General features: G+C 42.7%; 9 protein-coding genes. All 9 read right to left on the bottom strand.

Translation table 11 applies throughout. The annotated features are described in order from the left end of the window. Positions 1 to 259: 259 nt before the first annotated feature. Positions 260 to 1,195 carry a polysaccharide deacetylase family protein gene (locus PSPO_RS15890; protein WP_010558171.1) on the bottom strand — a complete coding sequence of 312 codons (936 nt, stop codon included), beginning with the start codon at positions 1,193 to 1,195 and terminating at the stop codon, positions 260 to 262. Positions 1,196 to 1,279: 84 nt separating this feature from the next. Beyond that, positions 1,280 to 2,827 carry a glycogen synthase gene (locus PSPO_RS15885; RefSeq protein WP_010558172.1) on the bottom strand — a complete coding sequence of 516 codons (1,548 nt, stop codon included), beginning with the start codon at positions 2,825 to 2,827 and terminating at the stop codon, positions 1,280 to 1,282. Between the two features lie 9 nt (positions 2,828 to 2,836). Then, positions 2,837 to 4,156: a glucose-1-phosphate adenylyltransferase gene (gene glgC, locus PSPO_RS15880; RefSeq protein WP_010558173.1), complete on the bottom strand. Its 1,320-nt coding sequence runs from the start codon at positions 4,154 to 4,156 to the stop codon at positions 2,837 to 2,839. Further along, positions 4,149 to 6,659 carry a glycogen/starch/alpha-glucan phosphorylase gene (locus tag PSPO_RS15875; protein ID WP_010558174.1) on the bottom strand — a complete coding sequence of 837 codons (2,511 nt, stop codon included), beginning with the start codon at positions 6,657 to 6,659 and terminating at the stop codon, positions 4,149 to 4,151. Before PSPO_RS15875 ends, glgC begins: the two co-directional genes overlap by 8 nt. A 1-nt stretch (position 6,660) precedes the next feature. Further along, positions 6,661 to 8,787 (bottom strand): glycogen debranching protein GlgX, encoded by a 2,127-nt coding sequence (gene glgX / locus PSPO_RS15870; RefSeq protein WP_010558175.1) that lies wholly within the window; start codon positions 8,785 to 8,787, stop codon positions 6,661 to 6,663. Beyond that, the gene (gene glgB / locus PSPO_RS15865; protein WP_010558176.1) at positions 8,787 to 10,985 is read right to left on the bottom strand and encodes a 1,4-alpha-glucan branching protein GlgB; all 2,199 of its coding nucleotides are present in this window, start codon (positions 10,983 to 10,985) and stop codon (positions 8,787 to 8,789) included. The genes glgX and glgB overlap by 1 nt, the downstream gene beginning before the upstream one ends. Next, positions 10,972 to 12,978, bottom strand: coding sequence for a 4-alpha-glucanotransferase (gene malQ / locus PSPO_RS15860; protein WP_010558177.1), 2,007 nt, complete (start codon positions 12,976 to 12,978; stop codon positions 10,972 to 10,974). Before malQ ends, glgB begins: the two co-directional genes overlap by 14 nt. 5 nt (positions 12,979 to 12,983) lie before the next feature. Further along, positions 12,984 to 13,283, bottom strand: a complete 300-nt coding sequence (locus tag PSPO_RS15855) for an isoamylase early set domain-containing protein (RefSeq protein ID WP_010558178.1) — start codon at positions 13,281 to 13,283, stop codon at positions 12,984 to 12,986. 312 nt (positions 13,284 to 13,595) lie between these two features. Next, positions 13,596 to 14,615 carry a tryptophan--tRNA ligase gene (gene trpS / locus PSPO_RS15850; protein WP_010558179.1) on the bottom strand — a complete coding sequence of 340 codons (1,020 nt, stop codon included), beginning with the start codon at positions 14,613 to 14,615 and terminating at the stop codon, positions 13,596 to 13,598. Positions 14,616 to 14,736 lie beyond the last annotated feature (121 nt).

The raw sequence follows: 14,736 nt of genomic DNA, 5'->3' as shown, positions 1-14,736 counted from the left end.
CTAAGTTCTTCCCTGAATAAAGTAAATATCTTTACGCGTAAAAAATCGCAGCCGGCATTATAAAAGATTAATTACGATTCAGGCAAATTTTTTTCTTTTATTTACAGGAAGATAAGATTTTGAGATCAGAGGTCTACTAAGTTCGGCATATGCACGCTTTTTTTGGCTTGTAAAAAGGTAGTACGTGCTATTTTTACCCACTTGTAAATTAGAGTGTGTGAAACACAAAATATATTTAATAGTATTACTCGGCGTAAATTTACCCATTTGTTGCTGACAGCCAATTTTTCACCACTTCCTTGTCAAAGCGTGCTTTTACATACGCTTCATCTAAGGTGTTATGCCAGAGCTGTTTAGTTTGCCCTTTGTCTTTTGCAATTTCGCCAATGCGCCCGGGGTTATATTTCATAATGCGCTCAGTTTGGTAGCTGGCAATTGGGTCTTGGTAGGCTTTTTCTGGCGAGATGACTTGCCACCCGTTTTCGCGAAAAGCATCGGCTAAATCGCCAACAAACAGCGCGGTAATATCCATTTCATGCAACAAAATAACGTGTTTGGGCGAGTGGCCAAGATATTTTATTGCCAATTCATCGTAGTATTGTGCGCCTTGTATAATTACATCGATGTAAAATTCTTTTAGTTTATCAAAGTCGACTTCTTTGCCATTTTTTAGTGCATCTTGAAATAAGTTTTCAATGTACCAGTCGTAATTATTAAGTGTGATATATGCATTGCGGTAGCCATTTTTAGCTAAATGAGCACGCACGCCGTCACGCTTTTGTTGAGTGTCGCCTTCTCGCAAGTAAGGGAAGCGAAACCAAGGTTTAAAGTTTGGGTAGTCTTTAATTTGATTATGAGCGGTTGTAATTTCCTGCAAATAATCTTCTAAACTGGTTTTGTTGATATCTGGATGGGTATGGGTGTGATTGGCAATGATATGCCCAGCATTAGCATACGCTTTTAATCGCGCTTTGCCTTCTTCATTTAAATGGCGTGTGGTTGCAAAAAATGCCGCTTGTTTAATGCCATGATCGTTTAGCTCTTTAATCAGTGTTTTCGCGCGCGTTGGCCCATCAAAATAGCCAGTTGCTTGCCTCGGTGCGTCATCAAATGTAAAGGCTATTTGCTTTGCGCTTATGGTGTTTGAAAATAACAAAGTAACAACAATAGATGTGATTAATAAAAAAAGTTTCATATATAAAAAAGGTGACTAGTATTATTTAGTCACCCTAACATTGGTATTTAATTTAAACAATGCAACTAACTGTTATTTATAAAATTAGTTGTTATACAGTTTAGTTAAATACTGCTCGATACTGTTTTGCCAACTAAAGCGGCTGGCTTTAGCGGTGTGCACCAGAGTTTGCCACTGTGTGGTGTCGTTCATGTAACAGTTTAGCGCCTCGTTAAATACGCTTTGCAGCGAGTGCACCTGCTCACTAATGGTATTGCCCTCAAATACAAAACCATTTTCGCGGTGTTTTACCGTGTCTTTTAAACCGCCTACTCCATGCACAATACACGGCTGCCCTGCTTTTAAAGCAAGCATTTGGCTTATGCCACATGGTTCAAACGAGCTTGGCATTAAAAAAAGGTCGCCAAGTAGATATAGATCATCCGACAAACTTTGCCCATAGCCATTTAAAAACAAAAAGTTACTATGCTTTGCCATAAGCTGCATTAACAAAAACTCGTAATGGCTGTCGCCACTGCCAAGCATAATAAAACGACCGCCTTTTTCGCTTAATTGATTGAGCATTTTACTTAGTGCCACTTCACCATCAGCGCGTTCAAGTAATAAACGCACTTTTTGCTCAGTTAACCTGCCAATACTGGAAACAATAGGGCCTTTAAACTGTGGGCTATCTTGCCAAAGCGATATTTGCTCATTGGCAAGGTAATGCACGGTTTTTAATTGCTCAAAACGACTCATCCAGTTTCGAAGGCAAGTTTTACTACTGCGTAAAAAGCAATCGAGCGTGACTTTCGGCTCAGGCTCGTTGCTGTATTCACACCCATTTAAAATGCCAACAATTTTATCGCTATTTTCTGCAAGTACCTGTTCAAGCCCTTCGCCGCCATAAATGCCATTTTGATGGTCGCTAGCACTTAGCACCTCTTCGGCATAACTGTCTGATACAAAGTGTACTTTATCAACCAAACTGATTGCTGCGCGCATTGGGTTATAACAAAACGGATAACGTGGGTCACATAATTGTTGGCCGTCGTAGCTTAAACTTGGAAACCACGCCTCTAAGCTTGAATCATCGCCGTTAAATGGTCGCGTACCTTGTAGCGCTAAATTATGTACTGTGTATACCAGCTTAGTATTGGTAAAGTCGCGATAGCGTGTATCAAACTTCAAAAGCACAGCTAAAGTTGCCGCATGCCAATCATGCAAATGAAAAATGTCTGCCGCTAAATGCCCTTGTAAAATACACTCGGCAATAACATTACAAAAAAGCGCAAACTTGGTGGCATCTTTGGCAAATGGGCGGTTATCTTCATCATGACAATAAACGCGGCTTTCTCCAGCTTGTTGGAAGAGCGGATGCACCACTACATACTGTGTTACTTTGTCGCTTGAGATTGCGTGCAATTTATAAAGGTAGGCAGTGTGCTGCTGGTGAGCGAATGAAAAGCTCACTTCTGCGACACACTCACCGTTGTAATGGCTGTGGTAATAACCATAATCGGGGATCACCACATCCACATTAATATTATGCTCTGCAAGTGCCTTTGGCACATCACGAATTACATCGGCGACACCGCCAACTTTCGCGCCCGAAATACAATCGTTTTCGGCCGCTAACATCAAAATTCGCATACAGTCCTCTTATGCAATCGCCGCTTGGCTTGAAGATTTATTCGTTTCGGCATCCGCTTGCTTTGACTTTTTTGCCAGTGCAGCAATCATATCGCGGGTAACAAGTACCACACCGCCACTTGAAATTCTAAAGCCATTGGCTTCATCTTGTTTGTGATCAACGCCGATGCTTAACCCTTCAGGAATAACACAGCTACGATCAATAATGGCTTTTTTAATGACACAGTTTCGGTTAATCACAACGCCCGGTAACACAACGGTTTCTTCCACTGTGCAATACGAATGCACATGCACATTTGAAAAAAGCAGAGATTTTCGAATGGTTGAACCTGAAATAATACAACCACCCGACACAGTTGAATCTACCGCCATACCGCGGCGCGTTTCATCATCAAAAATAAATTTAGCGGGCGGTAATTGCTCTTGGTAGGTCCAAATAGGCCAATTTCTATCGTATAAATCGAGCGATGGCGTTGGCGATACTAATTCCATATTCGCTTCCCAGAATGAATCTAGCGTACCTACATCGCGCCAATAGGGTGTACCGCCTTGGCGCGTATCTCTAAATGGGTACGCATATACATTATGCTCTTCAATGATCGATGGAATAATATCGTGGCCAAAATCGCGGCCAGAGCAGCTGTTTTGCGCGTCTTTTTTCAATTGTTCAAACAAGAACTCTGTATTAAATACATAGTTACCCATAGATGCTAAACACTTAGTTGGATCGTTCGGTAATGGCGCAGGGTTCGCTGGTTTTTCTTCAAAGCGCTGTACGCGTTTTTCATTGTTCACCGCCATCACACCAAAAGCACCTGCCGCTTCTTCCACTGGCACCTCCAAACAACATACCGTCATATCCGCGCCCGTTTCTACGTGCTTAGCAATCAACTCTCCATAGTCCATACGATAAACATGGTCACCCGATAAAATCATTACGTACTTTGGTAAATCGTGGCGAATAATGTCCATATTTTGATATACCGCATCGGCCGTGCCGCAGTACCAGTCATCACTGTAACGTTGCGATGCGGGTAAAATCTCAACTGAATCACCTAGTTCCTTTTTAAAGTGACCCCACGCGCGATTAACATGGCGAATTAAGCTATGGGATTTATACTGCGTAGCAATACCTACTTTGCGCACGCCCGAGTTAATGCAATTCGACAGCGGAAAATCAATGATGCGGAACTTACCGCCAAAATACACCGCAGGCTTTGCGCGCCAATCGGTCAATTCTTTTAAACGCGAGCCTCGGCCACCAGCCAAAATCAGTGCATAGGTGTCGCGGGTAAGGTTACTTATATAACGATTTGCGGAATTAGGCATTACGTTCTCCTTGTGCCTTGTTGAATTCGATTGCCTTAACTTGCCAAATATCTGAGTTGTATTGACTTATGGTGCGGTCGCTCGAAAACATACCTGATGCGGCCGTATTTAAAATACTTTTTTGGGTCCAAGCACTTTGGTCTTGGTAAAGTGCAGCTGCGGCTTCTTGCGCTTTAACGTAACTGTCAAAATCGTAAGCAGTGAGCCATTGATCATGGTTGTCACGGATTGAGTTGATCAGCGGCTGAAATAAGTCTGGGTCAAATAAGTTAAAATGACCACTTTCAATCAATGTAATCACACGTGATAAGTTTGGTGAATTTGCAATGATGTCATTGGGGTTATAATGCTCACGAATTTGCGCCAATTGCTCAGCTTTAGCGCCGAACAAAAAGAAGTTATCTAGGCCAACCGCTTCTGAAATTTCAATGTTTGCACCATCTAACGTACCAATGGTGAGTGCACCATTCATCATAAACTTCATATTTCCCGTACCTGACGCTTCTTTACCTGTAGTAGATATTTGTTCGGAGAGGTCCGTTGCAGGACAAATGGTTTCCATCGCCGTAACGTTATAATTAGGCAAAAATGCGACGCGCAAATAAGGTTTGGCAGCTGGGTCATTGTTAATGGCATCCGCTACATGATTGATTAAGCGAATAATCAGCTTCGCCATAAAATAACCGGGTGCCGCTTTACCACCAAATAACACACAGCGCGGTGTAAAGCCTTCTAGTTCCCCTTCGCGAATGCGTTCATAAAGGTGAATAACATGCAAAATGTTAAGTAACTGGCGTTTGTACTCATGAATACGCTTAACTTGCACATCGAACATCATGGTTGCATCAAACTCAACGCCAGTTTCACGTTCGACTAAATCTACCAGTGCTTGTTTGTTTTCAAGCTTCACTTTTTGCCATTTTTTATGCAGCGATTTATTATCAAATTTTGCTCGTAATGCTTTAATTTTACTGAAATCGCTGACCCATTCGTCGCCAATTTGTTGGTTTATTAATTGCGCCAATTTAGGATTACAATGCGACAACCAACGCCGTGGTGTTACGCCATTGGTTTTGTTATTAAAGCGCTCAGGCCAAAGGGCGTAAAAGTCGCTAAATAAGCCGTTAGTGAGTAGTTCAGTGTGAAGTGCAGCAACACCGTTTACTGAATACGAGCCGACAATGGCTAAATAGGCCATGCGAACTTTGGGCTCTGGCCCTTCTTCAATTAGCGACATATCGCGCTGCTTTTGCGTATCGCCCGGCCAGCAGGTTGCTACTTGTTGTAAAAAGCGGGCATTAATTTCATAAATAATTTCAAGTAAACGCGGTAGTAAACGCTCAAATAGCCTGACAGGCCATTTTTCTAGCGCTTCAGGCAATAAGGTATGATTGGTATACGCCATGGTACTTGAGGTAATTTGCCATGCTTTATCCCAATCGAGCTGATGATCATCAAGTAAAATGCGCATCAGCTCAGCCACGGCAATACTTGGGTGCGTATCGTTTAGTTGAAAAACATGGTATTTCGGGAAATTATGGAAATCTTCACCGTATTGTTTTACCCATTTAGCAATGATGTCTTGCAGTGTTGCGCTTGATAAAAAGTATTGCTGGCGTAAACGCAGCTCTTTACCGTTTTCACTGGCATCGTTCGGGTAAAGCACCATAGTGATTTGTTCAGCTTGGTTCTTTTTAGCAACCGCTTCTGGGTAACTGCCCGCATTAAACTCTCTTAAATCAAATTCTTCCGTTGCTTCACTTTTCCAAAGGCGTAGGCGATTCACTACATCATTGCGATAACCTGGGATCGGCACATCATAGGGCACAGCTAACACATCTTGGGTATTTACCCAGTTGCGATGTTCGCGGCCATGTTTGTCTTTATACACTTCCACATGACCAAAGAATTTCACTCGTTGGCTTTGCTCTGGTGCGGCAATTTCCCACGGATGCCCTTCATGTAGCCAGTGATCGGGCTGTTCAACCTGACGCCCTTGCTCAAGTGATTGATTAAACATGCCATATTCATAGCGTAAGCCGTAGCCAATCACAGGCAGTTTTAGTGTGGCACAGCTATCTAAAAAGCACGCCGCTAAACGTCCTAAACCACCATTGCCAAGGCCTGCGTCATGTTCAGCCGCAGCAACTTGCTCAAGTTCACTGCCATATTGGGTAAGCGCCTCGGTTACTTCAGGTGCTAAATCTAAATTTAAAATCGCGTTATTTAGCGCACGACCCATTAAAAACTCGAGCGATAAATACGCCACTTGTTTATGTGGTGCGCTATCGCGCTGTTGGTTGGTTTGGCGACACTTTGCCACCAACCTATCACGAATGGTAAGTGCTAACGCTTGATACAAATAACGCTGCGATTTATTGACCTGATCGCGTCCTAAGGTGTAATAAAAATGGCGATATAAGTCTTCGCTCAGATCTGAATTTTCAATAATGCTTGAAGGTAAAGGCGTTTTTTTATCGGCTAAATTTGATTGCTTGTTCACACTAAACTCCTTGCTTAGTTAAATTGAACGTTTGGGATGTATCTGTTGCATGCTGCTTACTGGCGGGCATTTTAATGTGGCTTGAAAGCACCCATGCGCTGTAGCTACTCAGAGTGAGCATTTGTCCTGGGCTTACGCATTCATTATCCCGTTCGTTAGAATACGATGACAGTCGAATACGCCAACAATGATGTGCTTCTTGCTCTGGCAACTTAAACATTACGTTATTGCTGGAGGCATTAAACAGCAGTAAAAGTGCTTTATCGTCTTGAATATCTTCCATTAAATAACCAAGGCAATGGCCGTCTGGGTTATGCCAATCACTGTCTTGCATTAGCGCACCGTGTTCGTTTAACCAAGTAACACTAAAGCGCGGGTCATCATCGTGAATAAAGTGGCTCTGGCGATACAACGAAAATTCACTGCGTAGTTTTAGAGCGCGACTAATAAACTGATACAGCGGATGTTGTTGCGGCTCACCTAACCCGTTGGCGTGCCAATCAATCCAACTTATTTCGTTATCTTGGCAATAGGCGTTATTGTTGCCACCTTGCGAATGTGCCACTTCACTGCCGCCACACAGCATTGGCACACCGTTAGATAAACATAGGGTTAACAGCAGGTTTTTTTGTGCACGCAAACGCAATGCATTGATTTCACTGTTTTCGGTTTGCCCTTCAACGCCCCAATTGGTCGATAAATTATGGTCGTGGCCATCACGGTTTTCTTCCTGATTGGCTAGATTATGTTTATTGGTATAACTCACTAAATCGGCCAAGGTGAAGCCATCGTGGGCGGTAATAAAGTTAATACTAGAGGTAACCGAACGCCCTTTTTTCTCAAACAAATGGCTTGAGCCATGAAAGAAACGAGCAAACTCTGGCAGCATGCTGGTATCACCTCGCCAAAAGCTGCGCACTGTGTCACGGTATTGGTCGTTCCACTCGCGCCACGGAGCAACATAATTACCGAGTTGATAACCATCAATCGCTAAATCCCAAGGCTCTGCAATCAGTTTCACGCCTTTTAATACGGGATCTTGCGCGAGGGTTTGAAAGAAAGTGTGGTGTTTTTTAAAGCCATCTTGGTCACGGCCTAAAATACTGGCTAAATCAAAGCGAAAACCATCAACCCCATACACTTGCACCCAATAGCGCAAGCTATCCATTACCAGTTGTAAACTTTTAGGGTGTGAAATATTTAGCGTGTTACCGCAGCCGGTATCATTTACATAATAGGCAAAATTATTATGCTGCAATCGATAGTAAGTTTGGTTATCAATGCCACGAAGTGACAAGGTTGGCCCTTGCTCGTTACCCTCAGCAGTATGGTTAAAAACCACATCAATAATAACTTCAATACCCGCGTCGTGTAGTACCGATACCATTTGCTGGAACTCTCGTTCTTGCTTAGTATGGGCATAGGCTAAGTGCGGCGTAAAAAAGTTAAGGGTGTTGTAACCCCAATAGTTACTAAGACCTCTTTCAGGTAAAAACGCTTCACTAATAAAACTATGCACTGGTAACAACTCGATGGCTGTAATGCCTAAACTTTTTAAATGCCAAATAAAGTTGGGGTGAGCTAAACCCAAGTAAGTACCGCGTAATTCCTCGGGAATAGAGGTATATTGTTTAGTTGCGCCTTTGGCATGGCATTCATAAATAACCGTTTTATGCCACGGAATATTCGGTTTAGTACCCGTGTAATAAGGCAGTGTTGATACTTTACATTTTGGCATATCCATTGCCGAATCAAGCTGCCAAAACGCTTCATCTGCACTGTGTGCATTGCCCCAGCTAAACTCACCAAACAATGATTTTGCATAAGGGTCTAACAGCAGTTTGTTGGGATTAAAGTAACACCCTTTTTTTGGGTTGTATTTGCCGTAAACTCGGTAACCGTAGAGCTGATCTTGCCCCACCCCGCGAATAAAAATATGCCAAATATCTTGCTCATCGCGATAAAGTGGAATGCGCGCTATCTCGCTGTGACCACTTTGATCGAACAAGCACAGCTCAACCTTAGTTGCGCGTTCAGAGAAAATAGCAAAGTTAGTGCCGTTTTCACTTGGGGTTGCACCCAGTGGCGAGGTGTTTCCCGGGCGAATTGCAAAACGGGCTGAGACCATTATTTTGCCACCAAATAATAGGTCGCAAGTGGTGCGAGGGTTAACGATATACTGTGCTCGAAGCCATGATTGTCTTCTTTGAATACGGGTAGTTCGTTTTCAACTAATACGCCACTGCCACCAAATTGCGTGTCGTCGGTATTTAATACCAACTGATACCGTTTTGCTTTTGGTACACCTAATTTAAAGTTTTCATGCACCTCAGGCGTAAAGTTGCATATCGCTATTACATTTGGTTCGCTGCTACTTTTACGAATAAAACTAAATACGCTTTGATCGGCGTTGCCGCCATCAATCCAGCGAAAGCCCTCGCCGCTATTATCTTTTTCGTATAGTGACGGAGTGGCTTTATAGGTTGTGTTTAACGCTTTTATAAGGTTAAAAATACCTTGATGTTTAGCCTCATTAAGTAAATGCCAGTCTAGGCTCTTATCATGATCCCACTCATCATATTGAGCAAATTCACCGCCCATAAACAGTAGTTTTTTACCGGGATGCGCCCACATAAAGCCATAAAATGCACGTAAGTTCGCAAACTTTTGCCAGTCATCGCCCGGCATTTTATTAATTAATGAGCCTTTACCGTGCACCACTTCATCGTGCGATAGCGGCAGAATATAATTTTCGCTAAACGCATAGACTAATGAAAACGTCATCTCGTTATGGTGATGGCGGCGGTATATGGGATCTTTTTTCATATACTCTAGGCTGTCATTCATCCAGCCCATATTCCATTTAAAACCAAAACCTAAGCCCGATTGGTCAGTGGGTTTGGTCACCCCCGGCCATGCAGTAGACTCTTCAGCAACCGTGACAATATTTGGGTTTTCACCGTAAACACTGGCATTAATTTGCTGCAATAAACTAATGGCTCCGAGATTTTCGCGGCCGCCATAAAAATTTGCTACCCACTGCCCTTCTTCGCGGCTGTAATCAAGGTATAGCATCGATGCCACTGCATCGACACGAATACCATCAATACCAAATTCCGTCAGCCAATATGTGGCGTTTGATAGCAAAAAGCTACGCACTTCAGCGCGGTCGTAATTATAAATATGGGTATTCCAATCAGGGTGGTAGCCTTGGCGTTTATCGGCATGTTCATACAAATGAGTGCCATCAAACATTGCCAAGCCGTGCGGATCATTTGGAAAATGCCCCGGCACCCAATCAATCAATACGCCTAGCCCCGCGGCTTTAATTTGGCGAATAAACTCTGCAAATTCGTTAATATCACCAAAGCGACTGGTAGGCGCATAAAGGCCAACAGGCTGATAGCCCCACGAACCATCGAATGGAAATTCACTGATTGGCATCAATTGGATATGGGTAAAACCAAGATCTAATACATACGAGATCAATTGTTCGGCAAGTTGTTGATAGCTCAAGTAACCGTTACCTTGCTCAACATTGCGACGCCACGAACCTAAGTGCACTTCATAAATACTAATTGCTTGATTAAATTTATTAATTGGCGAAATTGGCGCTGGGTTTGTTGGTAAACTAGCTACCCGCGAAGCCGTATGGGGCGGTAACTGCATTTGCAGCGCAAATGGGTCGGCTTTTTCTATGCGTTGGTTGTGCTCGGTTAGCAGGCTGTATTTATAATTTTTATCGCTTAAATCTTCCCCGATAAAAATTTCCCACACCCCAGATGCAGGGTGAAAACGCATAGGGTAGCAACTGGCATCCCAATGATTAAAATCACCAATTACTGACACCGCTTTTGCATTGGGTGCCCACACGGTAAAACGCGTGCCTTTAACCCCTTGCTGCGTTATTAAATGCGCGCCAAAGTGACGATATGCATGTGCCAATGTACCTTGATTAAACAAATACATTGCTTCGCTATCAAGGCTCGATTCAAAACTATATGCATGGTAACGCTGCACCTGACAATCACCATAATCGATATCCAGTTTAATTGGCTCGGCGACTTTATTGTGACTTACGACCAACTGAAAAAGCGCGGTATCTTGAAACTTTTCTAAAGCTAATTGTTGATTTTCGCTACAAATCGCGACTTTTTTAGCGCCTGGTATATAACAGCGAACTACCGCTAATTCATTATTAATAGTGTGTTTACCCAAAAAGCTAAACGCATCGATAAAATCGCCACGGTGCAGCGAATGTGCTTTTTCTAACGTGTTGTGTGCTTCGTTAAGTTCATTGAGCGAAGCAAAGTTAGCTACTGACATTATTTCTCCTAGCATTTAGCAACTGCCAAAATCGCTGTTGTTGCACGCTGGTGTGTTGCTCTTCATGTGGCATTGGGCCAAAAATAGTAAGCAAATTGCGTGATAGGCGACGTCGCCAGTTAGGGTATTCTTGATCGGTTCCTGGAATATTGACCGCGAAGGTTTCGCCACTAAGATCATCCAGTTGTAAACATAAAAATTGCGAGTTTGATGCGCTCAGTGTCGCAACAACTGCGGAATAAATTTCACTCGCATCATCTGAATTTGGCAATGTGTTTGCCGCTTTTAGCCATTCGCGTAAGGCTAATTTATCTTGCTCGCGCTGTGTTATATCGTAGCCAAATTGCTCTGGGTTTGAGTAAAGCGAAAACGATTTTCGTGTTTCGATATCACGCTGTTGCCACCACGCATAAAATGGCGCGACATCGTGATTTGCTATCATCAACATTGCATGTTTGCGATGTGCTTGTGGCGCGATAAACTGTCCGTTCTGATCTTTTTCAAAATAAAAAATATCATTACCATAAACATGTGCCTTGTCTAAGCTTTGCTTAATCTGCTGTGGCACAACACCTAAATCTTCACCAATTACAACACATTGATTTAGATGGCTTTCTAAGCATAAAATCGCCAGTAACTCATTAAATGGATAATACACATAACAGCCTGCTGGTTGCTCATCAACTGTGACACACCACCAAAGCCGCAATAATCCCATAACATGATCAATACGCAGGCCGCCGGCGGTCATATTGGCGCGAATTAAACTAATAAAGTGGGCAAAATTAGTTTCTTTTAGTTTCAACGGGTCGGGCACAGCCAATCCCCAATCTTGCCCATCAAGGGCCCATGGATCAGGCGGCGCACCAATATTTGCATGTTCCACAAACAGCGCTTGATTACGCTTATACTCTTCGCCATCGCGGGTACAGCCTACGGCTAGATCTAAAATAAGCCCAATCGTCATGCCTTTGGTTTTGGCATAGCGCTGACAGTAATCCAGTTGCTCTTTGGCAACCCACTGCAAATAATATTCAAATTCAGAAAGTTGCCAGGTTTGATAGCGCTCAACAAACTGGCTGAACTCGTTTGCTCGTTGCGTTGTGTTTGCTAATTCCAATTCGCAGAAATTTAAATACATCACTTTAAAGCATTTAAATTTATGAGTGGTTGCTTGGCGATAATCGATGTGCGTTGCATTACTTTGATACTCACCATTTGGCAATGAGTAATCAACGCACAGCCTTGGGCTGATATAAAGTGGATTAATTTGGTTGCGGTCACTTGGGCTATAAGGGCTAGCCCGCTCTGGTTCAGTGACAAACAGTTTGTGCAGTGGATTAAGCAAAATATAATCCGCGCCTTTTTCACTACTGCGCTGAATAAGCTCTTTCAACGACGAAAAATCGCCAAAGCCACTTTCTCGTTTATCACGAAGGGTATAAAGCTGACACGAAATGCCCCACACCTTTTGCTGCTCAGTCAATGAGTAACAACTCACAGGAGCAACTGCCAGCGTGCCATTAAAAGCTTGCGATGTGGTTATGTTAGAGCGATAAATTAACTCAACCTGATAATAATTAGGCGTTAGTTTTGGCAACGTAATGCGGTACTGAGAATAGCGCACACCATCTAATACGTAATTGCCCTCTTCCATACTATCGTTAAGTGATACCGATAAACGGCAGCACTCTTGTTGGTTGTCTGCAATTACTAATTCGAGTTGCTTTTCAGGCTCAAACGTTTGTGCACGTACTGTCAAAAACGCGTTTTCTGATGATGTAACTTGAAACTCGCTCAACACCTGCTGCCAAGGTAAAGCATCCAATTGACGATTTTTATCGCGAACATACTCGTTATCGTGCACATGGTGACCACATGCCGTAAGAATGGCGCGCCTTACGTCATCGTCAATACGCTTTTGTTGGCCGTAATAGTCGACATAATCGAGTGCTACCCCTTGTAGATAGCACAATTGTTCTACGTCATTCACGCACGTTAAGCTCGTGTTGTAGAAACAACTGAATTATCAGTGCCGAACTCGTTTAGTAAATAGTGGTCTGCAGCATGGTCATTTTGCCATTCCTGCTCATTAATGAGGTATTTAAATTGGAAATCTTGTTCGATAGGTAAGCGAAGTTTGGTACGAAAAACCTGATCCTTTTTAACGTACTTCATACTAACAGGTTGCCAGTCGTTAAATTCGCCCGCCAACGACACATGGGTGTCAGCTTCTGCTGCAAATTCAAATGTTACTTCTGCTTCTTGCTTGGTCTTAAAAAATCGTTTAGTTAACATTGTTTTTTCCTTTCCATTTAACTAACACGCTTCAAACTGCCCAGCGTATAAACTGTGATTATCTAAACATAGGAATATTTACGCTTCGTGACAGTGCATTAAAAACTTTTTATGCACAAAATTGATGCAGACAATCTCAAATAAGACGAAATATTCGCTATATATCCTTTTAACGCAAAATATAAGCCAATTGAGTATAGAAGTTATTAATAAAGGTACAAGCGAATAAAACTAATGCGAATGTGAATTAATTTCATATATTAATAAACAAGTTAACTGTGAGCGATCATCGCTTCACAGTTAACAAATGGGTCAAAACAAATTCAAGCCAAACACCTCTTTTACATCAAACAAAACTTGCTGCGTTTTACGGTCGGCGTGTTCGCTGCCTTTACGTAAAATATCAATCAGTTGCGCTTTGTCGTTTAAATACATCGCGCGTTTTTCGCGAATTGGGGCGATTAGTGTTTGCAGGCAATCTTCTAAAATCTTTTTAGTTGTACCATCGCCTAAACCACCTTGTTGATATTGCTGTTTAAGCTCAGCAACATAGGCGGTGTCTGGGTGAAACGCATCAAGGTAGGTGAAAACTACATTGCCCTCAACTTGCCCTGGGTCTTCTACTCGCAAGTGATTTGGGTCGGTATACATCGATTTTACCGAAGCGCGAATGTCTTTTTCACTTGCGCCTAAATTAATGGTGTTGCCCATGGTTTTAGACATTTTGTTTTTACCATCAGTACTTGGTAAGCGCGGCGCATTACTCAACAAAGCGCGGCATTCATTTAAAATCGGTTTGCCCGAAAGTGAGTTGATTTTTCTCACAATTTCATTTGTTTGCTCAAGCATCGGCAGTTGATCATCACCTACCGGAATAAGCGTAGCGTTAAACGCGGTAATATCCGCAGCTTGCGAAATCGGGTAGGTTAAAAACCCCGTGGGAACACTGCGATTAAAGGCTTTACTTTGAATTTCATTTTTCACCGTTGGGTTGCGCTCTAAGCGCGAAATAGTAACTAAATTACTGTAAAACATGGTGAGTTCGGCAAGTGCCGGTAGCTTTGATTGCAAACAAATAGTGGTTTGAAGAGGATCGATACCCACCGCTAAATAATCAGCCACCACATTTAAAATGTTTTCGCTGACTTTCTTTGGGGTGTGGGCGTTATCGGTTAAGCCCTGCATATCGGCAACTAAAATGGTTTGCTCGTGCAGATGTTGCAGCTGAATTCGTTGTTTTAATGAGCCAACATAATGCCCTAAATGCAACGGGCCTGTGGCTCTGTCGCCGGTTAAAATTATTTCTTTTTGCTGTGATGTTGTCTGTTTCATTGTGTATCTCCAAGATAAAAAATAGCCACTGGAGATACAAAAAAGACACGTTGCTTAAGCTACCTACCAGCAGCTTAAGAATGTGAAAATCCTGCGCCGCTCTATTGTGAGCGCCACCAAG

Source organism: Pseudoalteromonas spongiae UST010723-006 (assembly GCF_000238255.3).
GTDB classification, from domain to species: domain Bacteria; phylum Pseudomonadota; class Gammaproteobacteria; order Enterobacterales; family Alteromonadaceae; genus Pseudoalteromonas; species Pseudoalteromonas spongiae.
The sequence above is the reverse complement of the archived record's forward strand: the minus strand, read 5'-3'. Positions and strand labels throughout refer to the sequence as shown.

What these genes read in the sequence shown, in the direction of transcription:
- PSPO_RS15890 (WP_010558171.1), bottom strand. Translation starts at nt 1,195, where the DNA reads ATGAAACTTTTTTTATTAATCACATCTATTGTTGTTACTTTGTTATTT.
- glgB (WP_010558176.1), bottom strand. Translation starts at nt 10,985, where the DNA reads ATGTCAGTAGCTAACTTTGCTTCGCTCAATGAACTTAACGAAGCACAC.
- PSPO_RS15855 (WP_010558178.1), bottom strand. Translation starts at nt 13,283, where the DNA reads ATGTTAACTAAACGATTTTTTAAGACCAAGCAAGAAGCAGAAGTAACA.
- PSPO_RS15885 (WP_010558172.1), bottom strand. Translation starts at nt 2,827, where the DNA reads ATGCGAATTTTGATGTTAGCGGCCGAAAACGATTGTATTTCGGGCGCG.
- glgC (WP_010558173.1), bottom strand. Translation starts at nt 4,156, where the DNA reads ATGCCTAATTCCGCAAATCGTTATATAAGTAACCTTACCCGCGACACC.
- glgX (WP_010558175.1), bottom strand. Translation starts at nt 8,787, where the DNA reads ATGGTCTCAGCCCGTTTTGCAATTCGCCCGGGAAACACCTCGCCACTG.
- trpS (WP_010558179.1), bottom strand. Translation starts at nt 14,615, where the DNA reads ATGAAACAGACAACATCACAGCAAAAAGAAATAATTTTAACCGGCGAC.